Genomic DNA, 24,706 nt, shown 5'->3' with positions numbered 1-24,706 from the left:
CGCAGACACTAAGCCGCAGCTGGGAATTGTCCAATGCTATCAGAGGAAGGAGGTCCTCGGCGCCGCTCACTGGGTGGGGGCTGTGACGCTAGGCGCCGAGGGAAGCTATCTGAGCTACCCCTTACTTATGACCTTTGTTTGCGGCGCGACAATGGTTCGATCTAGGCCTTATTGTGGCCATTTGATGCCTGCTAGGGCATCTCGTCAAAGTCGAACCGCAAGCAGAGCAGGTTCCCGCCGCTTTTGCGTTCATATTGTATGTCGCTGGCAAGTTGATGAATCAGGTGCCAGCCAAAGCCGCCCTCGGGCAGGTCCTGCAAAGCAGTGTCGACAGATGGTGGAGTGCCGCTCGGTATCCGCAATTCGGGCATCGGGTCGCCGGTATCGGTGATCTGAATCACCAGCTTCTTTGCACATAATGAGCAATCGATTTGAACGTCAGCGGCGGCCACCCCGGCATAGGCATGTTCGACCACGTTGTTGATCGCTTCCGTCAGCGCGATTCTTACGTCATCTGCTTTGCTTTCCGGCAATCCCTGCGCCGCCAGCCGTGCGCTTAACGCCGCGATCCCTGCGCTGGCCTGCACTTGTGTCGCGGGAAAGCTCACCTCCAGGCAGTTTTGTTTGCAATTCGAGCACACGCTGTTCCACCTCTGCCGATCGTCAGTCTGCACCAGCGCCGATCGCCTCATCCAGCGATTTGAACAGTCTGAACACGGTGTCCATGCGGGTCAGGCGGAACACTTTTTCAACGATCGGGCGCAAGCCGGCCAGATCCAATCTGCGCCCTTTTTCCAATTGTTTCATCGAGGCGACAATGGCGCCCAGACCGCTGGAGTCGATGAATTCGACAGAAGACAAATCCAACACCACCCGTTTGGCATGGGTTTGGGTTTCCGCGCGCATATCTTCCTTGAATTGAATCGCCATTGCGGCATCAATTCGATCACAATGAACGGATATTATCTGTGTCTCGCCGGTGATCTCGCTGCTGAGCCCCATGTTCGTCCGCCTTTGGCAATGCAAAATGATGGTAGAAATACGCTAGACGGTAATTCTTACCATTCGGTATCCATAGGCTGGAAAGTTCAAGGAGATTTCGGATGAACGAGGTTGTGATAGCAGGTGCCGCGCGTACACCAATGGGCGGCTTTCAGGGCATGTTTGACGGCGTCGCCGCTGCTGATCTGGGCGGTGCTGCTATCCGCGCAGCGCTGGAGGGTGCTGGCATTCGGACCGTGGATGAGGTGCTGATGGGCTGCGTCCTGCCTGCCGGCCAGGGACAGGCCCCGGCGCGTCAGGCTGGGTTTGCCGCCGGTCTGGGAGAAGATGTACCTGCCACAACGCTCAACAAAATGTGCGGTTCAGGCATGAAGGCCGCAATGATCGCGTTTGATCAGATCGCTTTGGGCCATACTCAGACCATGGTCGCTGGCGGGATGGAGAGCATGACCAACGCGCCCTATCTGCTGCCCAAGATGCGCGGTGGCGCCCGGATCGGACATGGGCAGGTCGTCGATCACATGTTTCTGGACGGGCTCGAAGACGCCTATGACAAAGGTCGGCTTATGGGCACGTTTGCCGAGGACTGTGCCGAATCCTATCAGTTCACGCGCGAGGCGCAGGACGAATACGCCCTGCGATCGCTTTCGAACGCGCTGTCCGCGCAGGAAAATAATGCGTTCGACCAGGAAATTACACAGGTCAAGATTCAGACTCGTAAAGGCGAGGTTGTGCTGGACGCGGATGAGCAACCAAAATCGGCGCGGCCCGAGAAGATACCCACACTGAAACCAGCCTTTCGCAAGGATGGAACGGTAACGGCAGCCAATTCTTCTTCGATCTCGGATGGCGCAGCCGCCCTTGTGCTTGCCTCGGCAGAGGCGGCAGAACAGCAGGGCCTGACCGTGCGCGCACGGATTCTTGGCCACGCCAGTCACGCGCAGGCACCGGGGTTGTTCACAACTGCTCCGGTTCCGGCGGCGCAGAAATTGTTGGGCCATATCGGTTGGAAAAAAGAAGATGTCGATCTGTGGGAGGTCAACGAAGCCTTCGCCGTTGTGCCCATGGCTTTCATGCACGAAATGGGCTTGTCGCGTGAGATCGTGAACGTGAATGGCGGGGCATGTGCGCTTGGCCATCCGATTGGCGCTTCTGGGGCCCGGATCATGGTCACGCTGCTGAATGCGCTGGAAAAGCGGAACCTCAAGCGCGGTGTCGCGGCAATCTGCATCGGCGGCGGAGAAGGGACGGCCATCGCAATAGAACGCGTTTGACGCTTTGTCTTTTTGCAAATACTCCGGGGAATTGGCGGCAGCGCCCGCAGTTCCTCGGATGCAAGGTCTACCAACATGAAAGCCGACTACGACACACTCGCCAAAACCATTGCCGCCTTGACCGAAGGTGAAACCGACGAGGTTGCGCTGATGGCCACGGTTGCATGCGAAGTGCATCACTCCGACGACCGTTTCGATTGGACAGGGTTCTACCGCGTAACCGAGCCCGAGGTACTGAAAATCGGACCTTATCAGGGGGGGCATGGCTGCCTTGTAATCCCTTTCGAACGCGGTGTGTGTGGTGCGGCTGCCCGTACAGGGCAAGTGCAATTGGTTTCGGATGTTGATGCTTTCCCCGGCCATATCGCCTGTGCGTCATCCACTCGGTCCGAGTTGGTTCTACCAGTGCGGGATGCGAATGGTAACGTGATCGCTGTCTTTGATATCGACAGCGACCAGCCCGACGCGTTTACCAAAGATGATGCGACCGCACTTGGTGCTATTCTAACGGATGTATTTGCGCGTTAGAGGGTTCCGAGCTATCGCCAAAATGCGCCAAGATCTCGGGACATAATCAGATAGCAAAGCCCGGCCTGAAACGCTGTGATCGTGTATAGCCAAGCCGAGAAACCGCGCTTGCGGGTCTTGTGCCCGAAGATCCAGCGCCCCAGTAGCGCGGCCAAGCTGCCACCTAGTGCCGCCAACCACAACAAGCGCCGCTCGGGGATGCGTCGCCTTCTACGGCGCGCGCGCAGCTTATCCCAGCCAAACGCCATCAAAGTCAGGGTATTAATGGCCCAAAGATAGATTACGGCAATCCACATGGACCGTGCATAGCCAACTAAATTTGCAGACCCAAGTGAAAAAATGCTTGGAAATTTCACCGATTCGAGGCACCGTGAAAAAGTAACAGAAAATTTCACACAGACTCGGAGCGCAACTTGAATTCGCAAGCCCCTCATAGCGCATCCCTCGGTGCCGATCTGCGCGCACTGCGCAAGGCGCGCGGGCTGACTCTGACTGAGATCGCCAACCGATTGGATCGGTCCGTTGGCTGGCTCAGCCAGGTCGAGCGTGACATGTCCGAGCCGTCGATTTCGGATCTACGCCAGATTGCCGAATGTCTGGGTGTGCCGATGTCGATGCTGTTTGCCCATTCCGCTGCGCCGGTGGATGAGCAAGGGTATATTGTGCGGGCAGGGTCCCGTCGCCCGATGGGCTCTGGCGAAGAAGGGTTGATCGAAGAACTGCTTTCGCCTGACCTGACCGACGATTTCGAGATGGTGCATTCGACCTTTGAGCCGCATTCGCAGATGCAGACCCCGGCAAACCGGCCGACGCAGGAAGTCGGCTATATGGTTTCAGGCCGTCTGGAACTGACGATCGGCTCGCGCCGCTTTCAGGTCGGCCCCGGCGATAGCTTCCGGATCAAGCACGAGCCCTACACTTGGTCCAACCCCTTTGATGAGCCCGCTGTGGCCATCTGGGTTATCGCCCCGCCGGTGTACTGATGAGTTTCGAGGCCTGGACCATATTCGCTTTGTTCTGGGTGGTGTTCGTGACCACCCCGGGGCCGAATGCGGTTAATTGCATCTCAAATGGGATGAGCCTGCCATTCCCAAAAGCTATGCTGGGTGTACTGGCTATTCTAACGCAGGCAAGTGCGTTCCTGATCCTCTCGGCAGTGGGGATCACTGCGTTGATTGCCGCGTCGCCAACAGGTTTCTTTGTCGCCAAGCTGATCGGGGCCGGGTTTCTGATCTGGATGGGCATTCGCGGTTGGATGAACGCAGCGAAACCCGCTCCGGCGTCAGAGCGTCCGGCGCGGCATGTTTACTTTCACGCGTTGGCTGTTGCCACGATCAACCCCAAAAGCGTCGCCGGATACCTTGCGGCGTTTTCGCAATTTGTGCAGCCGAATGTACCCATCTGGCAGCAGATGGCGGTGATCATGCCGACGGCACTGGTCATCACGACGCTCAGCTATACCGGGTTCACCTCGCTGGGGGCGCTGATGGGCAAGGCTGCGTTGGGGGCGGTGTTCAATATCTGGGTACGCCGCGTGATGGCGACCTGTTTCATCATTTATGGCGTTTTGCTGGGTGCCAGTTCGACGCCGACAGCGAGGGGATAAAGACATGCATACCGGTTCCTGCCTGTGCGGCGCGGTCGCTTTTGTTGTTGACGGAGACCTCACGCCACCAAATGCCTGCCATTGCGGGCAGTGTCGCAAACAGTCGGGTCATCTGTGGGCCTCGACCGTTACGCATCAGGACAATCTCCGCTTTACCACCAGCGAAACGCTGGGCTGGTATCGCGCCTCTGACATTGCCAAGCGCGGATTTTGCCGCGCTTGTGGCTCGTTCCTCTTCTGGCAGCACAATGACGAGGACACGATCGCAATTTCCGTGGGCTCATTGGATGAGCCGACCGGGTTGAAACTCGCCCAGCACATCTTTGTGGCAGACAAGGGCGATTACTATGACATCAAAGACGACCTGCCCCAGCGGGCACACTAATAGGGAACCAAACACATGAGTGATTTTCCAAACAAGGCCCGTGTGGTCATCATCGGCGGCGGCGTTGTGGGCTGTTCATCGCTGTATCATCTGGCCAAGAAGGGCTGGACGGATTGTGTTCTGCTGGAAAAGAACGAACTGACCGCAGGCTCGACATGGCACGCGGCGGGTAACGTTCCGACGTTTTCGACCTCGTGGGCGATCATGAACATGCAGCGCTATTCGACCGAACTGTATTCGCGCCTCGCGGACGAGGTCGACTATCCGATGAACTACCACGTTTCTGGGTCAATTCGTCTGGCGCACAGCAAGGAGCGGATGCAGGAATTCGAACGGGCCATGTCCATGGGCCGCTATCAAGGCATCCCGATGGAGATGTGGACTCCGGAAGAGGCCAAGGAACGCTATCCTTTCCTGGAGACCCATGATCTTGAAGGCGTTCTGTATGACCCGACCGATGGTGACATTGACCCGGCGCAGCTGACTCAGGCTCTGGCCAAGGGAGCGCGGGATATGGGGCAAAAGATTATCCGATTCTGCCCGGCAACCGGTGTGACACAGCAGGACGACGGCACATGGACCGTGCATACCGAAAAGGGTGATATTGCCTGCGATTATGTGGTGAACGCCGCCGGTTACTATGCGCAGCGCGTAGGGGAATGGTTCAAACCCTTTGGCGGCCGAACCGTCCCGGCCATGGTCATGAGCCATCAGTATCTGCTGACTGACGAAGTTCCCGAAATCGAAGCGTGGTCGAAAGAAAATGGTGGCAAGAAGCTGCCGCTGCTGCGCGATGTCGATATCTCGTACTACCTGCGGCAAGAGAAGAATGGCTTCAACCTTGGCCCTTATGAGCCCAATTGCAAGGGCCACTGGATGACCGAGGATGATCCGATGCCCGAGGATTTCAGCTTCCAACTGTGGAACGATGATCTGGACCGGATCGAGGATATCGTCACCGATGCGATGGAACGGGTTCCGCTGATGGCAACCTCGGGCGTTGGTCGCGTCATCAATGGCCCGATCCCCTATGCGCCAGATGGTCTGCCGTTGATAGGCCCGATGCCGGGTGTGACAAACGCGTTCGAGGCTCATACCTTCACTTTCGGTATCGCCCAAGGTGGTGGTGCAGGCAAAGTTCTGGCCGAATGGATCGTCGATGGTCACACCGAATGGGATATGTGGGCCGTCGATCCGCGTCGTTACACCGACTACACCGATCAAGACTACTGCAATCAGAAAGGGATGGAAGTCTACGGCAACGAATACGCCATGCATTTCCCACATCACGAATGGCCTGCCGCACGCGACAAGAAGGTCTCGCCTGTGCACGCCAAGGTCAAGGAATTGGGCGGTGTCATGGGCGCGTACAACGGCTGGGAACGCGCAAACTGGTTTGCGCAAACCGGCGATGACACGTCACTGGAAGCCACCCATACCTGGGGACGTTCGGGCCCCTGGGAGCAACGGGTCAAAGAAGAATGCGAAGCCGTGCGCGATCACTGCGGGGTGCTGGATCTGCCGGGCTTCTCGCGGTTCTGGATACAAGGCGAGGGGGCGGATGACTGGCTGCGTGGCTTCTGTACCGGAGGTATCCCTAAAGCAGGGCGCATGAATCTGATCTATGTCTCGGATGAAAGAGGGCGCATTCTGACCGAGCTGTCCTGTATCCGTCTGGCTGAGAACAATTTCGTCCTAATCACCGCTGCCACGGCACAGTGGCACGATGGTGATTTGATCCGCAATTCGGTGCCCGAAGGTGTGACCGTTCGGGAAACCACAACCGAGCGCGACACACTGATCGTGACCGGACCGATGACGCGGAATGTATTGTCTGGCATCACCGATGCAGATTTGCAGCAAGGGTGGCTGACCCACCAATTCGCCAAAGTTGCCGGGCAGGATGCCTTCTTGATCCGTGTATCTTTCGCGGGTGAGTTGGGTTGGGAAATCCATGCTGAAAATGATGCGATGCCCGCCATCTACGAAGCTGTGCTGGCTGCCGGAGCGAAACCCTTTGGCATGTATGCGTTGAATTCGCTGCGGATCGAGAAAGGCTATCGTGCGTGGAAAGGCGACCTAAGCACGGATTACTCTCTGCTGGAAGGTGGTTTGGGGCGCTTTGTCAAGCTCGATAAACCGCAGGATTTTGTTGGCAAAGCAGCCATTCAGAACGAAAAACAGCAAGGCGTTAAAAAGTCCTTTGTCACTCTGATCGTGGACGCAGGTGAGGTCGATGCGCCTTACATGTCCTGCATCTGGAGCGGTGATGAGATCGTGGGTGAAACCACATCGGGTGCGTGGGGGTATCGCATTGGTGCCTCGGTCGCGCTGGGCATGGTGCGCGCAGATCTGGCTGTCCCGGGAACTGAGCTAGAGGTTGAAATCTACGGACAGAAATGTCGTGCTGTTGTTCAGGAGGATCAGCCGCTCTGGGATCCTGCAAATGAACGGTTGAGGGCCTGACCCCTACGACAGAAAGGCGCTGATATGACCCGGCAGATGGAAGGCGTATATCTGACTGGCCATGGAGGTCCTGAGGTGTTGGAATGGCGGGAAGACGTCCCCGTTCCGACCCCCGGTCCAGGGCAGGTTCTGGTGCGCGTCGCCGCTGCCGGGGTGAACAACACCGACATCAACACGCGGATCGGCTGGTACTCGTCGGATGTTACAGAATCGACGGATGCGGTAGATCAGCAGGTTGATGCCGGCGGGTGGGGAGGTGCGCTGCACTTTCCCCGCATCCAAGGCGGTGATCTGTGTGGGATTGTCGAAGAGGCTGGACCGGGGGCAGCGTTCAAGCCCGGACAACGCGTGACTTGTCCTATCAACTTGCCACGCCCGGGGCCAGGTAGACCGCATGGTTTTATTGCGCTTGGTTCAGAAATCGACGGAGCGTTTGCCCAATACTGTCTGGTCGACGCGGGTGATCTTTATGATGTGACCGCCTCGCCCCTTTCAGACGTGGAAATCGCCGCTATTCCCTGCGCGTTTGGGACTGCAGAAAACCTGCTGACTCGCGCTGGTGTGTCGGCGGGCCACACAGTGCTGATTACAGGGGCTTCAGGCGGTGTGGGCCTCGCCGCGGTCCAGCTCGCGGCGCTACGAGGAGCGACGGTCTGGGGGGTGACAAGCGCTGCCAAGGCGGATGTGGTCAAAGCGCAGGGGGCGTCGGCAACCTTTGACCGGGATGCGCAACTGCCGAAGGATATGTTCGATGTCGTCATCGATGTGGTGGGCGGCTCGGCTTGGCCCGATCTCATACTGGCGCTGAAACCCGGCGGGCACTATGCGGTGTCAGGTGCAATCGCTGGCCCCATAGTCAGCGCCGATTTGCGAGACATCTATCTGCGCGACATCACAATCCATGGCTGCACCCATCAGCCTCCCGAAGTCTTTGGCCGACTTGTTGTGCTGATGAATGCAGGTCAGATCAGGCCTTTGATCTCAAAAACCTACCCGTTGCGTGACATTGTTCAGGCGCAAGAGGATTTTATGTCCAAGACCTTGCCCGGGAAACTGGTATTAATACCGTGAAAGGGGGGGGTAGATGGCTGACATTACGCTTTTAGATGGTTCGATCGGGCAGGAACTGGTGAAACGCAGCGGTGACCAGCCCACGCCTTTGTGGTCAACGCGGGTGATGATCGACAAACCTGACTTGCTGACCGAAGTTCACGCGGCCTATTTCCGCAGTGGCGCGACGATTGCCACCACGAATACCTATGCCATTCACCGCTCGCGGCTGGTGCGTGAGGGGATCGAAGACCAGATGCCACTTCTGATCGAGGCTGCTCTTTCGCGGGCCGAGCAGGCTTGCGCGGGAACTGACGGTCGTATCGCTGGTGCGCTTGGTCCGCTTTTGGCCAGCTACCGGCCCGATCTGAATCCCGACCCAGACGATGCGGCTGAAAAATTTGCCGAGCTGGCTCAACTGATGGCAGACCGGGTTGATCTATTCCTGATCGAAACCGTGTCCTCGGTTCTGGAAGCCGAAGGTGCGCTTCGCGGTACCGAGAATTGCGGCAAACCCGTCTGGCTGGCAATGTCGGTTATGGATGATGACGGCACGCGATTGCGGTCAGGCGAAGCGCTGGAGGACATCGCCCCGCTTGTTGCGCGTTACGCCCCCGAGGCCGTTTTGATCAACTGCGCGCGCCCGGAAGCGATTCCGGCTGCACTGGAGATCATCGCAAAGCTGGGTCGCCCGTTCGGCGCTTATGCCAATGGCTTTACTGGTATCAAAGACGGTTTTTTGAAGGATGCCCCGACGGTTGACTCTCTGGAAAGCCGTCATGACCTAGACCCTGACGCCTATGCGCAGCATGCCATGGGCTGGGTGGCGCAGGGCGCGACGATTGTTGGCGGTTGCTGCGAAGTTGGGCCAGATCATATCGAAACCCTTGCCGACAGTTTACGTGCGGCCGGGCACACAATTGTTTGAGTGTGCCTCATGTCGATCCGCAACAAACCTGAACGGCGAAAAGATCGGGATCAGCAGCATTTCGATATTCTGGTTGCACCCGGTTTCGTGTTGCTTGAATTGGCCTCGTTGGTCGATGTGTTGCGCCTGGCCAACCGGGTTTGCGCGCATCCTCCGTTCACATTCACTTACCGGTCCCGAAAGGGGGGGCCTGTTGAAAGCAGCAGTTGCGCGACGGTGTCGACCGAAACCATACCTGCGCAGCCCGATGCGGATTATCTGTTTGTGATCGGAAACTCGGATCCGGATCAGCCAGAGCTTTCTTTAGGTCGCGTCGTGCCCGACTATACATACCGGGGAGCCCAGGTCTTTTTGCTGGCCGAAGCGGCAAGCAGGTACATCGATGAAAACGGCGCTGATCATATGGCAACCCATTGGGAAAACGCCTCTTTCTTACGCGAACGTGGCGCGCGTTTTGAGGCCAAGCTTTCAATTGCGACCGAACAGGGTTCGGTGGTCACCTGCGCGGGAATGGAGGCAACGACGGATGTGGCACTGGCGGTGATTGGGCGGCACATTTCGGGTGCCGCCAAGATGACAGTTGCGGATATCATGCTGCATGAGAACATCCGCGATTTCTCATCCATGCAGCCGTTTTCGGGCGCTCGGAATACAGCCACAGGTGACGCAAAGCTGGATCAATGTATCAAGCTGATGCAGGCGAATATCGAAGAACCGTTACCGATCAATCAGATCGTTGACATGTTACACGTGTCGAACAGATCGCTTGAGCGCAAGTTCAAGGCAACTTTCGCAACCACTCCAAACGGATTCTACCGAGAAATGCGCTTGGCCAAAGCCAACAACCTGCTTTTGAACACAACGATGAGCGTGCGGGAAATCGGCTTGGTGTGCGGCTTTCCAAACGGATTCTCATCCGTTTACAAAAGCGTCTTTGGCGTCACTCCGTTTGTTCTGAGACGTCAAAAAAGACGTGCAGAATATAGGTGATTTTCGCGATTGAGATGACGTTTTTGATGCTTTTTTTGTCGATCCTTCATGGCATTTTGCAAAAAACCTGAGACAGCGGAGACATCAGGATGGTTGATCTTCCCACCAAGGCCCGTGTGGTCATCATCGGCGGCGGCGTCATCGGATGCTCGGTCGCGTATCACCTTACCAAGAAAGGGTGGACCGATGTTGTGTTGCTTGAGCGCAAGCAACTGACCAGCGGCACCACATGGCATGCTGCAGGTCTGATTGCGCAACTGCGCGCGACCGCAAACATGACCAAGCTGGCCAAGTACAGTCAGGAACTCTATGGCGCACTTGAGGAAGAAACTGGCGTTGCCACAGGGTTCAAGCGTTGCGGATCGATCACGGTGGCGCTGACTGAAGAGCGCAGGGAAGAGATCTATCGTCAGGCCGCCATGGCACGTGCTTTCGGGGTTGAGGTCGAAGAGATCGGCAATGATCGTGTGCAAGAGCTGTATCCCCATCTGAACCTCGAAGGGGTCAAAGGCGCGGTCTACCTGCCGCTCGATGGGCAGGGTGATCCGGCAAACATTGCACTGGCTTTGGCCAAAGGTGCGCGCCAACGCGGTGGCATCGTCAAGGAACGTGTGAAAGTTACCGATGTCGTCAAGCAGGGCCGTCAGGTCACCGGCGTGGATTGGGTTGCAGATGATGGCAGTGCCTCGGGCCATATCGAATGCGACATGGTGGTGAACTGTGCGGGCATGTGGGGCCACGAGGTTGGTAAGATGGCAGGAGTGAACGTGCCGCTTCACGCCTGCGAACATTTCTATATCGTGACCGAAGGGATCGACGGGCTGACCCAACTGCCGGTGCTGCGCGTACCGGATGAATGTGCCTACTACAAAGAGGATGCCGGAAAAATCCTGCTGGGCGCGTTTGAGCCAAATGCAAAACCCTGGGCGATGAACGGCATCCCCGACAGTTTCGAATTCGACCAGTTGCCAGAGGATTTCGATCACTTTGAACCAATACTCGAAGCGGCCTGCAATCGGATGCCGATGTTGGCCGAGGCGGGGATTCACACCTTCTTTAACGGCCCCGAATCCTTTACGCCGGATGATGCCTATCACTTGGGACTCGCCCCCGAGGTGGATAACGTTTGGGTCGCTGCAGGGTTCAATTCGATTGGTATTCAGTCGGCGGGTGGTGCCGGTATGGCACTGGCCGAGTGGATGGACTCGGGCGAGAAACCGTTCGATCTGGGCGATGTTGACATCAGTCGCATGCAGCCGTTTCAGGGCAACAAACAGTACCTCTTTGAACGTTCGAAAGAGACGCTCGGCCTGCTTTATGCCGACCACTATCCCTATCGCCAAAAGGCCACCGCGCGCGGTGTGCGCCGGACACCGTTTCACCACCACCTGATCGAGCAGGGTGCCGTGATGGGCGAATTGGCTGGGTGGGAGCGCGCCAATTGGTTTGCCAACGAAGGGCAGGAACGGGAGTATCAATACAGCTGGAAACGGCAGAACTGGTTCGAGAATTCGGCTGCCGAACACCGTGCCGTGCGCGAAAATGTAGGCATGTATGACATGTCGTCCTTCGGCAAAATCCGCGTCGAAGGGCCGGATGCCGAGAAATTCATGAACTATATCGGCGGCGGCGATTATTCAGTGCCCAATGGCAAGATCGTCTACACCCAATTCCTAAACCGTAGCGGTGGGATCGAAGCAGATGTCACGGTCACACGGTTGACTGAGACCGCCTACCTGGTCGTCACCCCCGCGGCGACCCGATTGGCGGATCAGACCTGGATGATGCGTCATGCAGGCGGCTTCAATGTGGTTATCACCGATGTCACCGCTGGCGAGGGCGTTTTGGCCGTCATGGGGCCGAATGCGCGTGCATTGCTTGAAAGGGTTTCGCCCGCTGATTTCTCGAACAGGACTAACCCCTTTGGCACGGCACAACAGATTGAGATCGGTATGGGTCTCGCTCGCGCCCACAGGGTGACCTATGTGGGTGAGCTAGGGTGGGAGATCTATGTGTCGTCCGACATGGCAGGTCATGTTTTTGAGGCGCTGCACGAAGCCGGACAAGATATGGGCCTGAAACTCTGCGGCATGCACATGATGGACAGTTGCCGGATCGAGAAGGGTTTTCGCCATTTCGGTCATGACATCACCTGCGAGGATCACGTGGTCGACGCGGGATTGGGATTTGCCGTCAAAGTGGACAAAGGCAGCGATTTCATCGGTCGCGAGGCGGTGATGGCCCGAAAGGAAAGCGGGCCCAAGAACCGGCTTGTCCAGTTTAGACTGACTGATCCCGAACCACTGTTGTTCCACAACGAACCAATCGTGCGCGATGGTGAATATGTAGGTTACCTTAGCTCGGGCAATTATGGTCACACGCTGGGTGGTGCCATTGGTCTGGGCTATGTGCCCTGCGAGGGCGAAAAGCCTGCAGACGTGCTGGCCTCGACCTATGAGATCGATGTCTGTGGTGTGAAAGTCCAGGCAGAGGCGTCGTTGAAACCGATGTATGATGCGAAATCCGAGCGGGTCAAAGTCTAGAAAACATCGACAGTGGTAGGCTCTGCCCCACCGTCCGTACCGGGCGACGCTCGCGAGAGTATTTGTGGCCAGATGAATAAGGGATCACCTGCTCATCTGGCCAACAATATCCATGAGCGTGAGACAGCGCTTCGCATATAGGTTGGCTGCAGAACGCGCGACCTATCAGAAACTTTGATGCCCTGCTTCACAGTTTTGATAGTTCCCAAGCCCATCTGATTTGCCGTAGAGAAACACGGTATCAGTCGGAGACTCGCTGTGGCAGACACCCGCGTACCACCAAACAATACCGATACGCCCAAAGGGCTGGCGTTGGCTGTGATGGCCTATGTGCTTTGGGGCTTCCTGCCGCTTTACATGAAAGCAATGGAACATATCGGCCCGATCGAGGTAGTCGCGCATCGGGTGATCTGGTCGGTGCCGGTGGCCGGGCTGCTGCTGATAGCGCTCGGGCGGACCGGCGATCTGAAAACTGCACTTCGCAATCCCAAAATGTTGGGTATGGCGGCAATTACAGCGGCGCTGATCTCGGTGAACTGGGCGATTTATGTCTGGGCGATTTCATCGGGGCATGCGCTGGACGCGGCTTTGGGCTATTACATCAACCCTTTGTTCAGCATTGCGTTGGGTGCGATATTGCTGCGTGAACCTCTGAACCGAACACAGTTGGTTGCGGTCGGGTTGGCCGCTTTGGGGGTGTTGGTACTGGTGTTTCAGGCGGGAAGCTTACCCTGGGCGGCTTTGGGCTTAATGTTCAGCTGGGGGTTTTATGCGTTCTTCAAGCGCTCACTCCCGATCGGGCCCAACCAAGGGTTTTTGTTGGAAGTCCTGATTCTACTGATACCCGCCCTGGCCTACGTCACCTGGCTTGGAACAAGTGGTGCCGGGCATTTTGGAGCAGCCGTGTCAGACACTGCGCTGCTTGCGGGCGCGGGGCTGGTGACTGCAATTCCGTTGCTGCTTTATGCCAATGGGGCCAAACTGGTGCGTCTGTCGACGATGGGTATCCTGCAGTACATCGCGCCCACGATGATTTTTATCACCGCGATCACGTTGTTCGGAGAGCGTATTGATCAGGCAAGATTGATCGCGTTCCCCCTGATCTGGGCCGGGTTGATTGTGTATTCTATCCCGATGATCCGGCAAATACGGTCTCAGGCCTAGCGAATGAGCTGGGCAAGCTGTTCCGCCCAGATTGCATAGGCCTTGGGGCTTGGATGATATCCGTCCGGCGCGGCGAGCGCCGGGTCATCGGGCAGGTTCAGCGCCAGATGTGAAACTTGCGGATATGCTGCAGCCACCGTCTGCAAGCCGTGATCCAGCCTTGCAGCCTGTTGCCCCAAAAACCAGGCGAGCGGCTGAGGCAGAGCGGGAAAACGCGCCATCTGAGGAACCGCAGACACGATCACCTGCCGGGCTTTCATCGGCCCGGTCAGAAGGTCCAATAGGCGTGCTTGGTGGTCCTCAAAGCTCTGTCTACTTACCGCTCGGGTCACGTCGTTCACACCCAGCGCCGTTATGGCTACATCAAACTGTACGGAAAGCCCTTGCAGCTGCTCAATTGTGTTTTGAGTGGTATGCCCGGTGGCCGCCTCAAGCCGCCATTCCACAGTATAACGCTTTGCCAATTGGCCGACCAGTTGCCCGGATAGTGCCTGGCCTTGTGTGCCCGCCCCAACGCCAGCGGCCGAGCTGTCCCCAGTGATCAACAAGCGCAGTCTGGGCCCGCGCCCTGCACGCCCTTGGCGGGGACCAGTCGGTTCTGGCAGAAATTGCGCATTGCGTCTTACCGCGATCCCCTGAATGGCGAGAACAGGCAAAAGCGGAATTCTGAGAATCTGATCGGCGGCAACAGGCAAAGGAACCGTTAGCTCAGCGCATCTTTGAACTTTAGAAAGCGCGCATCTTTCATAACTCGTGCCATCATGGCTTCGCGCAAGGCTCCGACGGTCTTGTAAGGACGCATGACGACCTCAAATTCCTGAATAAGTCCGTCTGCGTTCAGCGTGATCAAGTCTACACCCACGGCGTCCAAGGCACCGACTTTGCATTGAAACTCCAATGCCCAATCGTCGCCGTCGCCCATGATCCGACGATACTGAAATTCGGAAAACACCTGACCCACATGACCCAGAACCGCTGCAACAGGTTCACGCCCGGTCCAGGTGCTGTAGTAAGTGGGTGGTGAAAACCGCACATCTTCGGCCAGCAACTCTTGGATCAGGCCTTCATCGCCTTTGGCCACCACTTCTTGCATTCGTTTGATCGTCGGGTGCATACCGTCTTCCCTCTTGTTGACCAAAGAGTTGCTGAACCTTTTCACTCACGCAAGGACGACGTTGCGGGAGGGGGCCGCCTGAGATAGGCAAGCGCGCATGAGCGAAACCTATGATCCCCCAAACTCTCCTCTGGATGTGCTGTTTGAAGACACGCAATTGATCGTGGTGAACAAGCCGGCGGGTTTGTTATCGGTGCCGGGGCGGGGCGCGCATCTTGCTGATTGTCTGCTAACCCGCGTGCAAGTTGCGTTTCCACAAGCGTTGCTGGTGCATCGGTTGGATCGGGATACATCCGGTGTAATGGTGTTTGCACAGACGCCGCATGCCCAGCGGCATCTGGGGCTACAGTTCGAAAATCGCCAGACCCGCAAAACTTATGTCGCGCGCGTATGGGGGCGGGTAGAACCAAAAACGGGAACGGTTGACCTGCCGCTGATCGTCGATTGGCCCAATCGCCCCCGTCAGATGGTCTGTCACGACACCGGCAAGCCTGCTGTTACGGATTGGCGCGTGGTTAAATTCGAGGGCGAGACAACGCGTGTTCGCCTGTCTCCCAAGACCGGACGATCGCACCAGTTGCGGGTTCATATGCAGGCGCTGGGGCATCCTATCTTGGGTGATCCGTTTTATGCCGATGGCGCGGCGCGCGACTTCCCGCGGTTGATGCTTCATTCGGAAGAACTGCGCCTCAAAAATCCCGAAGGCGGGGTGTCGATGAAATTTCGCGCGCCAGCCGAGTTCTGATTCTAAGCGTTACTGGTCCAAAGCATCTTCAGGTTTCCCAGCGAAAACCGCCTGGTGCGTTTGACCGGGCGTATAACTTGGCGTTCCCGTGCGGCGGCAATTTCACGTTCGATTTCGAATCCGCGCAAAACGTGATCTTGGGACCAGCGATCCAGTTTCAAGGTCATCATGACGTGATTGTCGAGGTAGGGCATGGTCAATCTCCTGAATTGCAATTGCCCAATCTTCGCCCAACACTCCTGACACCACCTTGTCAGGGGGGTGTGCTAAGTTGTCAGCAGATCTTTAGGAGACCCGGATGCGCCGATCGACACGTCTGTTCGAAATCATTCAGATCTTGCGTGCTGCTGAAGCGCCCGTGACGGCCGATGCGTTGGCCGCCAAGCTCGAGGTTTCGGTGCGCACCGTCTACCGCGATATTGCCGCGTTGCAGGCCCAGCGTACGCCAATCGAAGGCGAAGCGGGTGTTGGCTACTTGATGCGGCGCGGCTATGATCTGCCGCCATTGAATTTCGATGCGGAAGAGGTTGAGGCCCTGTGGGTGGGCCTGTCGATGCTGGCCCGCACGGGTGACAGCACCTTGCAACAGGCCGCTGACCGAGTTTGTCGGAAGATCGAGGCCCTGCGCGCGCCGGCCGACTGGCTACAGGTTGCGCCCTGGGGTGCACCGATGGATGATCCGGAAAAGGGATGTGTGCCCGTCGTGAACTATCGCGAAGCGATCCGGGCTGAACGTAAAATTCGCATCACCTACGTGAATTCGGAAGATGAGCGTACCGAGCGCACGATACGGCCCGTCGCCCTGATCTACCACATAGAATGCACCATGCTGGCCGCGTGGTGCGAGCTGCGAAACGGGTTTCGCCATTTCCGCACAGATCGGATCTGGGCATGCGAACTGACCGAGGATCATTTCTGCGGGCAAGGGGAACCTCTGCGCGCGATCTGGCAGGAGCAGAACAGCTGGGATAGCTCCAAAGGGGTCGCCTGAATGGCAGGTATTCGCCGATTTCACTCAATTGTTGCTTGAGGCTCTTTGTTCTCACTGTGTTATACTAAGCGGAACGAAACAAACCCGGTGAACGGGTACGTGAGCAGAAGGTGATTCAATGACGATTTCCAAATGTGTACTGACGGTTGGACTGTGTTCAGCCCTGTTTTTGGGGGCGTGTACCGACCCGGGCACCCTCAGCGTGCAGAACGATCCCAACCAGAATGCCAAGCAAGGCGCGTTGCTGGGTGGTCTGATCGGCGCTGGTGTGGGCGCGATTGCCAATGACTCTGACCCACTGTTGGGGGCGTTGGCCGGTGGTGCCATCGGTGCCGCAGGCGGTGGCGTGATCGGCAACCAACTTGACCGGCAGGCGGCAGAGCTGCGGCAGCAACTGGCCAATGACGGCATAACGATCGTCAACGCCGGGGATCGCTTAATCGTCACGGTTCCGAATGACATCACCTTTGACACCGACAGTTCCACCGTGCGCCCGGCCTTGCGTGCCGATTTGGTGAAGGTGGGGCAGAATTTGGTTAACTACCCGAATTCGAATGTCCAGATTATCGGTCATACTGACAGTGACGGAGAGGCGTCCTACAACCTCGGACTGTCTGAACGCCGCGCCAATGCGGTGGCTGATATTCTGCAGGCCAATGGTGTCAGCTACGCCCGTATCACCACTGTCGGGCAAGGCGAAAACAACCCGATCGCATCGAACCTGACACCCGAGGGGAAAGCCCAGAACCGGCGGGTCGAGATTGTGGTGGTTCCCAGCGACAACACCTGATCACGCGTCTCGCGCACAATGACTGCGCGTCATCGGGCCTTTGGTTCGATGGTGTCTCGGGATAACTAAGGGGAAACACCAAAGCGGAGTTTCCCCATGTCCCAACCGATCCTTCTTGGCCTTTCCGGCTCGCTACGGCAGGATGCGACCAACCGTAAATTGCTGCGCGAAGCTGCACGCCTGTTCGACCCTGGCACATTCATTGAGGCCGATCTGAACCTGCCGCTCTATGACGGCGATCTCGAAGTTGGCGAAGGCATACCTGAAACCGTGCAGGTTTTGGCCGATCAGATTGCCCAGGCCCACGCGGTGATCATATCAACCCCGGAATACAACAAAGGGCCTTCGGGTGTTCTAAAAAACGCGCTGGACTGGGTCAGCCGGACGAAGGGCAAGCCTTGGATGGATAAACCGCTCGCCGTCATGTCTGCGGCTGCGGGCCGGGCCGGGGGGGAGCGGGCGCAAATGATCTTGCGGTCCTTCATGGTCCCCTTTCAGCCACGCATTCTGCAAGGTCCCGAGCTTCACTTGGCGGACAGCTCGAATGAATTTGATGCAGACGGGCGGCTGTCTAACGACCGCTACGAGCATACGCTGCATAACCTGATGCAGAAGCTGCGGGCAGAGGCCGGGTTTTAATCCTCTTTGCTTGCCGGTCTGTACCGCAACTTCTAGGTTATGCGGATGAAGGATCAAGACCAGATAGAGACTCAGGCCGATGTCGTAGATCCTGCCCGAGCGGCTGCACTGCAGGTAGCATTGGGGCGGGAACCGACGATTGAGGCAGGCTCAGTACTACCTCCCTTCTTTCATCAGCTCTATTTCTGGTCGCCGCATGTGCCGAGCGATCTGGGGCGTGATGGACATCCTCGGGTAGGCCAAGGTCTGATCCCCGATATGGGACTACCAAGGCGCATGTGGGCAGGTGGGCGACTGCAGTTTCATCAGCCCTTTGTGGCAGGGGTCGCAGCCGAGCGTCGGACGGTCAGAGAAAGTGCCGTGGCAAAGACAGGACGTAGCGGACCGTTGGCATTTGTCACACTGCGTCATGAGATTTGGCAAAAGGGCGCGCTGAGCGTGACCGAATGGCAGGATCTGGTTTATCGTGAAGATCCCTCATCAAACGCACCGGCTCCAAAAGTTCCGACGGCCCGAACGGATGAGTTGGATCACCGCAGTGTTGAATTTGATACAACCCTGCTGTTCCGCTATTCGGCGCTGACGTTTAACGGACACCGGATCCACTACGATCTTGACTATGCGCGCGACGTGGAAGGCTATGCCGGGCTGGTTGTCCATGGGCCTCTGCTGGCCCAATTCCTCATGTTGTTCGCAACGGATCTGTTGGGACCCTTGGCAGAGTTCAAATTTCGCGCGTCGTCGCCGCTGATGCATTTCGAAACGGCGACCCTGTGTCGGAACGGTCAGGAGTTTTGGGTGCGTGGACCCGGAGGCCGACAATGCATGTCAGCCAAGGCAATACCGCAATCAGAGTGAAGCTTCGGGCAGAAAATCCTGCGGGATTCTATCGCGCCCTTCCAGCATCAAGTCGGCTATGACCTCGGCCACCTTCGGTGCCATACCAAAACCGATCTTGAATCCCCCATTGGCGATAAACTGCCCTTTGTGCAGGGGATGCGCGCCCAGCATCGGCGCGCGGCTTTTGCTGCGGGGGCGGACACCGGCCCAGCGTTCGATCACTTCCGCCCCGTGCAGGACCGGCACGGCACGCATGGCGCGGTCCAGTACATCGTCCAGAGCGGCATCTGTGCTGGTCGGATCGTCGTATTCGCGTTCTGATGTCGAGCCAATGGCCAACGTACCATCGGCATGAGGCACGATATGAACAGCATCGGCAAACAACTGTGGTACGTCGCCCGCATCAAATCGCAGCAACGCCGCCTGTCCTTTCACGCCGTTACCGATTGTCTTGCCAAACGCCTTGCTGAGCTCTTGCAGACCCGCAAGTCCAGTGGCGTGTACGACTTGTCCCTTGTCGGGCGCTTCGGCGGTAACTTCTACTCCCATTACGGCAAGCGCGGCCACCAGCGCTGCGCAGGCACGCCTTGGGTGCATGCGCGCGCTTAGCGTATCGTGGACGACATATCCCGTCGGGCTGGGTGGGCACCAGGCACCAATCTGATCTATAAACCGGACGCGCCAATTAGCCTGACCCTGCCAGAGTGTTGCAGCTGTTTGTTCACGCGCTTGGGCCAGCTCCAAACCGCGTGCGTTTGGTATGGGTTGCAGACGCCCAAGACGTGCGTAGCCGGGCGACACACCACCGGTGGCCTCGACCTGTTTCCAGAACGGTTCAGCCATGATTAAACTTTCAAACTGGAACGCCTTTTTGGTGTTCCAGTTTTCGGGTACATGTGGGGCCAGCGCGCCAACAAGCCCTCCACTGGACCCCGCGCCCGGACCAAATGGGTCGACGATCTGAACCTTCGCGCCGCGCCGTGCGCAGGTCCAAGCGATGGAGAGGCCAAATATTCCTGCGCCCCGCACCGTCACATCGACCATTGCCAATCCCCTTTTCGTTGTTCAGTGTCGCGCCGCTTAGCTACAGGATTCCCCGATGTCAGACCAGCGCGCCGAACTTACTTGGACGGAAGACCAGATCCCGGTCTCGGATCGGTTCGATGACCCCTATTACTCGTTGCAGAACGGGTTAGAGGAAACGCGGCATGTGTTTCTGGCAGGCAACGATCTGCCAACGCGCTTTGTACCGGGGTTTCACATCGCTGAACTAGGCTTTGGCACCGGCCTGAATCTGTTGACCGCGTGGTCGGCGTGGGAAGCAGCAGGGCAGACTACACCTTTACGGTTCACCAGCTTCGAGGCTTTTCCGATGGCGCCTGACGATATGGCGCGTGCTTTAGCCGCCTTCCCCGAGATGACACCGTGGGCCGATCGCTTTCTGAAAACATGGAATGGGCAGAAATGCGTGCTGGACACGTTGCATCTTGAGGTCAACGTCGGAGACGCGCGCCAGACCTTGCCCACATGGGCAGGTGAGGCAGATGCGTGGTTTCTGGATGGCTTCTCACCCGCAAAAAACCCCGAGCTGTGGGAGGCTGACCTGATGCAGCAGGTGGCGGAGCACACGATTCAAGGCGGTACAGCGGCAACCTATACTGCCGCGGGTTTCGTGCGTCGGGGCCTATCCGACGCAGGTTTTGATGTTACCCGCAGCCCCGGCTTTGGCCGTAAACGGCACATGACCCGGGCGGTGAAGCAATGAGCCAGAAGAACAACGTCAACGCCGGTATAGCGCTTATGGTCAGCGCGACGATCGTGTTTGCTTTGCAGGATGGGATTTCGCGCCATCTGGCCGGTACCTACAATACGTATATGGTGGTGATGATCCGGTACTGGTTCTTTGCCGCATTCGTGATTGCTCTGGCTGCGAGATCTAGCGGAGGTTTGCGGGCGGCGGCGCAAACCAGCCAGTTGGGACTCCAGATATTCCGGGGTGTGTTACTGGCCGCAGAAATTTGTGTCGCCGTTTTCAGCTTTACCATTCTGGGCTTGATTGAAAGCCAGGCCGTTTTCATCAGCTATCCGCTGTTGATCGCTGCTCTCAGCGGCCCGGTTCTGGGTGAGAAAGTCGGCTGGCGTCGCTGGGCCGCCATCGGGGTCGGCTGCATCGGGGTGTTGATCATCCTGCAGCCCGGTGCCGGTGTGTTCAACCCTTGGGCTGTGATCCCGCTGATCTCGGCGTTTATGTTCGCGATTTATGGCCTGCTGACACGGTATGCGGCTCGGCGGGACAGTACCGCGACCAGTTTTTTCTGGACTGGGGTGGCTGGTGCAGTCGCAATGACTGCTGTCGGTGTCTGGTTTTGGGAACCCATGGCCAGCAGCGATTGGTTTTGGATGGGGTCGCTTTGCATCGCAGGCGCTCTGGGACACTGGCTATTGATTAAGTGCTACGAAATGGCCGAGGCCAGCGCCGTGCAACCCTTTGCCTATTTCCATCTGATGTGGAGCGCAATTCTCGGCATCACGATCTTCCACGAAACCCTGCGCCCCGAGGTTGTTCTGGGCGCAGCTTTGGTGATCGCGGCGGGCCTGTTCACCTTATGGCGCGAACGACGAAAGGGTTGAACCGGTTAGTTCCTTTGAGAATGGCACTGGTAAAGCTGGCTGCCCAAGCCGAGCGCGATAGACCGGCAGGCTTTCGGCGACACGCATGACATAGTTGCGCGTCTCCTTGAAAGGAATGGTCTCAATCCAGTCGATCACGTCCACCTGGCCCCGGCGCGGGTCGCCATAGCGTTCCATCCACGAAATCGGCCGTCTTGGCCCCGCGTTATATCCAGCGGCCATCATCACGACATTGCCGTTGAAGTCCTCTGCAAGCGTTGCAAGATAATTCGCCCCCAGCTTTGCGTTATATTGCCAGTCCGAGGTTAGGCGCGCGGTTTTATGGCCACCCAGAATACCCAAATCCTGAGCCACAAGTTTGGCGGTAGCGGGCATGACCTGCATCAAACCGCGCGCGCCTGCGCCACTGATGACTACCGGATCGAACTCACTTTCGCGTCGGGCAATTGCCAGCGTCATTTCCTTCGCCATGGGAAGTCCCATATCTGCGACCGGGTGCACTGGGTAATAAGCGGCAGGCAAAACAACACCGGTTGTTGCCGCGCGCTTGGCGATCATGACGGCCAGATGCGGTTCGTTCAGTTCGATCACCAGGTCACCCAGCTGAGCGGCCTGGGTTTGATCGAGACCTTCCACCAAATGGGTCAGAAACCGTTCTGAAAGGTTTCCCTCTCCTGCGCGCTGCAACAGCAATCCAGCCTCCAACACGCTTGAGTCAGCGAATGCGGCTTGTTTCCAATGCGGCGCGCGGCGTGGGTTGGCCAATTCGCTGTCAAACGGACGGCCGATTTGTTCCGCCGCCAGCAACCCGTAGAACGAGGTCTGATAGTTCGCGCCTTCGGCATAAGCCTCGTGCGCCTTGTCAGCATCCCCCTGCGCCGCATAGGCGCGGCCCAGCCAATATCCACCGCGACCCTTCGAAATCGGCGATTGCACCGCCTCCGAGAAATTCTGGAAATGCCGCACCGCCGTGGCCGGATCATTCAGCTTGCGCAGCGCCAGAAATCCCGAGAGCCACTCCAAATCAGCATAGCCATAGCCCATTTCGGGGGTCATGTGGTGATTGGCGGCAATCGCATAGGCGCGTTCGGCATCTCCCGTGCGCATCTCAAGACGTGCCAGTCTGCGTCGCCCTTCCGCCCATTTGTCGGGTTCACCCAGCGATTTTGGTCCGGTCGAGCGTGCCAACATCAGATCAATGGCGCTGTCGTCCAGTTCTTTGCGATCCCGCCACACGAAACGATCAAATGCCAGGCCAGGGTCTTTGGCCAGTGATTCCGGCACTGCGGCGACTTTGCCGTCCACTCCGTTTTCGCGCTTTTGCAGGGCAATGCGCGCCTCGGCCAGTTTGCGCTGATCAGAGTTGACCAGGGGCAGCATCCGCCCGGCGCTGACAAGATGCCCATCCCACAACATCCGATCCAACCTGGCCTCGTGATGTGGTCTCAGAAGCTTCCCGAAGTTCTCAAGATAATCCTTTTGTAGGCCCGACCCCATCGGCATAGTTCGCCACGCGGTTACGACGTCGGCTTCTGCTTCACCATTGCGGCCTTGGCTTTTCAAGGCCACGGCATAATTCAAAGCACCTTCTGCTGTTTGCGGAGGCAACCCTTCGTAGAATTTCAGAACTCGATTCGGATCGGCCCCGGTGAATGATGGCTCGCTTTTACGGCGCAGCCAGGCCAAACCGGGCCAATCCGGGCGCCGCTCAAGAAACACCAGTACATCGCCCGAGCTGCCAAAACCTTCGCGTAGCCAATGCCAGACAATAATGTCCCGCGCCACCGATCCACGCTGGCCTGCCACGCGCAGCGCGGCATTCCAATCGCCCTTGCGCATCTCATAGAGCCCCGCGCGCAAATCCTGCGTCGCATCCGCACGAGTGGCATGCGGCTGTAGCATCAGCGCCAGAATCATCGCTATTCCAAGCGACAGAATACGTCTCATCCCTTGCATTCCCCAACAAACCAAGGATACAGCCATGCAGGATAAACCTTGCACCGCCGGGATCAACTCACAAACCCTTAATCGTGACAGACCGGTGCGCAAAAAACACCTAAGGAGCGTTCCATGTTTAAAGGCTCAATGCCAGCCCTGGTCACCCCGTTCAGCAACGGCGCGTTGGACCTGGAAACGCTCAAACACTTGGTGGAATGGCAATTACAGCAAGGTTCGACCGGTCTGGTTCCGGTTGGTACGACCGGCGAAAGCCCGACTCTCAGCCATGAAGAACATGAAAGGGTTATCGCCGAAGTGGTGAAGGCTGCAGCAGGTCGCGTGCCTGTAATCGCAGGCGCGGGCTCCAACAATACTGTCGAGGCCATTCGGTTTGTTCAGTTTGCGCAAAAAATCGGTGCGGATGCGGCGCTGGTCGTAACCCCCTATTACAACAAGCCGACCCAGAAAGGGCTGCTGGCGCATTTCCAAACTCTGCATGACAGTGCCGATATCCCGATCATCATCTACAACATCCCGGGTCGTTCGGTCATCGACATGACTCCTGCAACGATGGGTGAGTTGGCGAAACTGCCGCGCATCATCGGGGTCAAGGACGCGACCGGAGATCTGGCGCGCGTCAGCCAGCAGCGTGCAAGCTGTGGTGCGGATTTCTGCCAGCTATCCGGGGAAGACGCGACTGCACTGGGCTTCAACGCTCATGGCGGAGTGGGCTGCATCTCGGTCACCGCAAACGTGGCTCCGAAGCTCTGTGCTGAATTCCAGCAGGCAACGCTGAATGGCGACTACGAAATGGCGCTGGAGTATCAGGACCGCCTGATGCCCCTGCACGAAGCGATCTTCATCGAGCCCGGTCTGGTCGGCGCAAAATACGCGCTCAGCAAACTTGGCCTGTGTAGCACCGAAGTGCGCTCGCCTCTGACCGAGCTGGAAGACAGCACCAAAGCCGCTATCGAAGCAGCAATGGCGCATGCTGGATTAATCTGAAATCAATATACGGACTCGTAAGGGCGGCCTCGAAGATCGAGCGCCGCCCTTTTTTAATTCGGGATCCAAATTTCATC

27 protein-coding genes are annotated in these 24,706 nt (G+C 57.6%); 19 read left to right on the top strand and 8 right to left on the bottom strand.

The genetic code is table 11. The annotated features are described in order from the left end of the window. Positions 1 to 191: 191 nt before the first annotated feature. Both I5192_RS14430 and I5192_RS14425 read right to left on the bottom strand, forming a co-directional pair. Positions 192 to 608, bottom strand: coding sequence for an ATP-binding protein (locus tag I5192_RS14430; RefSeq protein ID WP_370644320.1), 417 nt, complete (start codon positions 606 to 608; stop codon positions 192 to 194). A 55-nt stretch (positions 609 to 663) separates the two neighbouring features. Then, on the bottom strand, positions 664 to 1,002 hold the full coding sequence (locus I5192_RS14425; protein WP_170398809.1) for an STAS domain-containing protein: 339 nt from the start codon (positions 1,000 to 1,002) through the stop codon (positions 664 to 666). A gap of 101 nt (positions 1,003 to 1,103) precedes the next feature. Between I5192_RS14425 and I5192_RS14420 the strand changes: the two genes are divergently transcribed. Beyond that, entirely contained in the window at positions 1,104 to 2,276 is a 1,173-nt protein-coding gene (locus I5192_RS14420) for an acetyl-CoA C-acyltransferase (RefSeq protein ID WP_223117127.1), read from the top strand. 75 nt (positions 2,277 to 2,351) lie between these two features. Beyond that, a complete protein-coding gene (locus tag I5192_RS14415; RefSeq protein ID WP_170406656.1) occupies positions 2,352 to 2,804 on the top strand; it encodes a GAF domain-containing protein in 453 nt (150 codons plus the stop codon). 11 nt (positions 2,805 to 2,815) lie between these two features. On the opposite strand, the gene I5192_RS14410 is transcribed toward I5192_RS14415, so the two are convergent. Then, a complete protein-coding gene (locus tag I5192_RS14410) occupies positions 2,816 to 3,100 on the bottom strand; it encodes a DUF1294 domain-containing protein (protein WP_223117126.1) in 285 nt (94 codons plus the stop codon). 117 nt (positions 3,101 to 3,217) lie between these two features. Between I5192_RS14410 and I5192_RS14405 the strand changes: the two genes are divergently transcribed. From I5192_RS14405 to rarD, 9 genes are all read left to right on the top strand, one after another. Then, on the top strand, positions 3,218 to 3,787 hold the full coding sequence (locus I5192_RS14405) for a helix-turn-helix domain-containing protein (protein ID WP_170732514.1): 570 nt from the start codon (positions 3,218 to 3,220) through the stop codon (positions 3,785 to 3,787). Next, positions 3,787 to 4,410, top strand: a complete 624-nt coding sequence (locus tag I5192_RS14400) for a LysE family translocator (protein WP_170646731.1) — start codon at positions 3,787 to 3,789, stop codon at positions 4,408 to 4,410. The genes I5192_RS14405 and I5192_RS14400 overlap by 1 nt, the downstream gene beginning before the upstream one ends. A gap of 4 nt (positions 4,411 to 4,414) precedes the next feature. Further along, positions 4,415 to 4,795, top strand: coding sequence for a GFA family protein (locus I5192_RS14395; RefSeq protein WP_170611289.1), 381 nt, complete (start codon positions 4,415 to 4,417; stop codon positions 4,793 to 4,795). A gap of 15 nt (positions 4,796 to 4,810) precedes the next feature. After that, the gene (locus I5192_RS14390) at positions 4,811 to 7,261 is read left to right on the top strand and encodes an FAD-dependent oxidoreductase (protein WP_223117125.1); all 2,451 of its coding nucleotides are present in this window, start codon (positions 4,811 to 4,813) and stop codon (positions 7,259 to 7,261) included. Positions 7,262 to 7,285: 24 nt separating this feature from the next. Next, on the top strand, positions 7,286 to 8,332 hold the full coding sequence (locus I5192_RS14385) for an alcohol dehydrogenase family protein (RefSeq protein WP_223117124.1): 1,047 nt from the start codon (positions 7,286 to 7,288) through the stop codon (positions 8,330 to 8,332). A 13-nt stretch (positions 8,333 to 8,345) separates the two neighbouring features. Continuing rightward, positions 8,346 to 9,239, top strand: coding sequence for a homocysteine S-methyltransferase family protein (locus I5192_RS14380; protein WP_170514791.1), 894 nt, complete (start codon positions 8,346 to 8,348; stop codon positions 9,237 to 9,239). A gap of 9 nt (positions 9,240 to 9,248) precedes the next feature. After that, on the top strand, positions 9,249 to 10,229 hold the full coding sequence (locus I5192_RS14375; RefSeq protein WP_170406633.1) for a GlxA family transcriptional regulator: 981 nt from the start codon (positions 9,249 to 9,251) through the stop codon (positions 10,227 to 10,229). Positions 10,230 to 10,318: 89 nt separating this feature from the next. Continuing rightward, entirely contained in the window at positions 10,319 to 12,772 is a 2,454-nt protein-coding gene (locus tag I5192_RS14370; protein WP_170562366.1) for an FAD-dependent oxidoreductase, read from the top strand. Positions 12,773 to 13,030: 258 nt separating this feature from the next. Continuing rightward, the gene (gene rarD / locus I5192_RS14365) at positions 13,031 to 13,936 is read left to right on the top strand and encodes an EamA family transporter RarD (RefSeq protein ID WP_170406626.1); all 906 of its coding nucleotides are present in this window, start codon (positions 13,031 to 13,033) and stop codon (positions 13,934 to 13,936) included. Here the strand turns inward: rarD and I5192_RS14360 are convergent. Then, positions 13,933 to 14,631, bottom strand: a complete 699-nt coding sequence (locus I5192_RS14360; RefSeq protein ID WP_223117123.1) for an SGNH/GDSL hydrolase family protein — start codon at positions 14,629 to 14,631, stop codon at positions 13,933 to 13,935. The two genes, rarD and I5192_RS14360, sit on opposite strands and share 4 nt — an antisense overlap. A gap of 8 nt (positions 14,632 to 14,639) precedes the next feature. Beyond that, positions 14,640 to 15,050 (bottom strand): nuclear transport factor 2 family protein, encoded by a 411-nt coding sequence (locus I5192_RS14355; RefSeq protein WP_170398766.1) that lies wholly within the window; start codon positions 15,048 to 15,050, stop codon positions 14,640 to 14,642. A 97-nt stretch (positions 15,051 to 15,147) separates the two neighbouring features. Between I5192_RS14355 and I5192_RS14350 the strand changes: the two genes are divergently transcribed. Beyond that, positions 15,148 to 15,795 carry an RluA family pseudouridine synthase gene (locus I5192_RS14350; protein ID WP_170406617.1) on the top strand — a complete coding sequence of 216 codons (648 nt, stop codon included), beginning with the start codon at positions 15,148 to 15,150 and terminating at the stop codon, positions 15,793 to 15,795. A gap of 2 nt (positions 15,796 to 15,797) precedes the next feature. On the opposite strand, the gene I5192_RS14345 is transcribed toward I5192_RS14350, so the two are convergent. Continuing rightward, complete coding sequence (locus I5192_RS14345; protein WP_170398761.1) at positions 15,798 to 15,989, bottom strand: hypothetical protein; 192 nt, start codon at positions 15,987 to 15,989, stop codon at positions 15,798 to 15,800. 104 nt (positions 15,990 to 16,093) lie between these two features. On the opposite strand from I5192_RS14345, the gene I5192_RS14340 reads away from it, so the two are divergent. From I5192_RS14340 to I5192_RS14325, 4 genes are all read left to right on the top strand, one after another. Further along, the gene (locus I5192_RS14340; protein ID WP_170406614.1) at positions 16,094 to 16,786 is read left to right on the top strand and encodes a YafY family protein; all 693 of its coding nucleotides are present in this window, start codon (positions 16,094 to 16,096) and stop codon (positions 16,784 to 16,786) included. A 118-nt stretch (positions 16,787 to 16,904) separates the two neighbouring features. After that, complete coding sequence (locus tag I5192_RS14335) at positions 16,905 to 17,576, top strand: OmpA family protein (protein WP_170398755.1); 672 nt, start codon at positions 16,905 to 16,907, stop codon at positions 17,574 to 17,576. 96 nt (positions 17,577 to 17,672) lie between these two features. After that, positions 17,673 to 18,215 carry an NADPH-dependent FMN reductase gene (locus I5192_RS14330; protein ID WP_223117122.1) on the top strand — a complete coding sequence of 181 codons (543 nt, stop codon included), beginning with the start codon at positions 17,673 to 17,675 and terminating at the stop codon, positions 18,213 to 18,215. 45 nt (positions 18,216 to 18,260) lie between these two features. Further along, the gene (locus I5192_RS14325) at positions 18,261 to 19,073 is read left to right on the top strand and encodes an acyl dehydratase (protein WP_223117121.1); all 813 of its coding nucleotides are present in this window, start codon (positions 18,261 to 18,263) and stop codon (positions 19,071 to 19,073) included. Here I5192_RS14325 and I5192_RS14320 read toward each other — a convergent pair. Beyond that, complete coding sequence (locus tag I5192_RS14320) at positions 19,065 to 20,099, bottom strand: FAD-binding oxidoreductase (RefSeq protein WP_223117120.1); 1,035 nt, start codon at positions 20,097 to 20,099, stop codon at positions 19,065 to 19,067. The genes I5192_RS14325 and I5192_RS14320 overlap by 9 nt on opposite strands. Before the next feature lie 55 nt (positions 20,100 to 20,154). On the opposite strand from I5192_RS14320, the gene mnmD reads away from it, so the two are divergent. Further along, entirely contained in the window at positions 20,155 to 20,820 is a 666-nt protein-coding gene (gene mnmD / locus I5192_RS14315; RefSeq protein ID WP_223117119.1) for a tRNA (5-methylaminomethyl-2-thiouridine)(34)-methyltransferase MnmD, read from the top strand. After that, positions 20,817 to 21,686: a DMT family transporter gene (locus I5192_RS14310; protein WP_223117118.1), complete on the top strand. Its 870-nt coding sequence runs from the start codon at positions 20,817 to 20,819 to the stop codon at positions 21,684 to 21,686. The genes mnmD and I5192_RS14310 overlap by 4 nt, the downstream gene beginning before the upstream one ends. On the opposite strand, the gene I5192_RS14305 is transcribed toward I5192_RS14310, so the two are convergent. Next, on the bottom strand, positions 21,660 to 23,633 hold the full coding sequence (locus tag I5192_RS14305) for a lytic transglycosylase domain-containing protein (RefSeq protein WP_170508849.1): 1,974 nt from the start codon (positions 23,631 to 23,633) through the stop codon (positions 21,660 to 21,662). The genes I5192_RS14310 and I5192_RS14305 overlap by 27 nt on opposite strands. 123 nt (positions 23,634 to 23,756) lie before the next feature. On the opposite strand from I5192_RS14305, the gene dapA reads away from it, so the two are divergent. Then, on the top strand, positions 23,757 to 24,629 hold the full coding sequence (dapA, locus tag I5192_RS14300) for a 4-hydroxy-tetrahydrodipicolinate synthase (RefSeq protein WP_170425793.1): 873 nt from the start codon (positions 23,757 to 23,759) through the stop codon (positions 24,627 to 24,629). Positions 24,630 to 24,706 lie beyond the last annotated feature (77 nt).

The sequence above is a fragment of the Ruegeria sp. SCSIO 43209 genome (assembly GCF_019904295.1).
GTDB lineage: Bacteria > Pseudomonadota > Alphaproteobacteria > Rhodobacterales > Rhodobacteraceae > Ruegeria.
The sequence above is the reverse complement of the archived record's forward strand: the minus strand, read 5'-3'. Positions and strand labels throughout refer to the sequence as shown.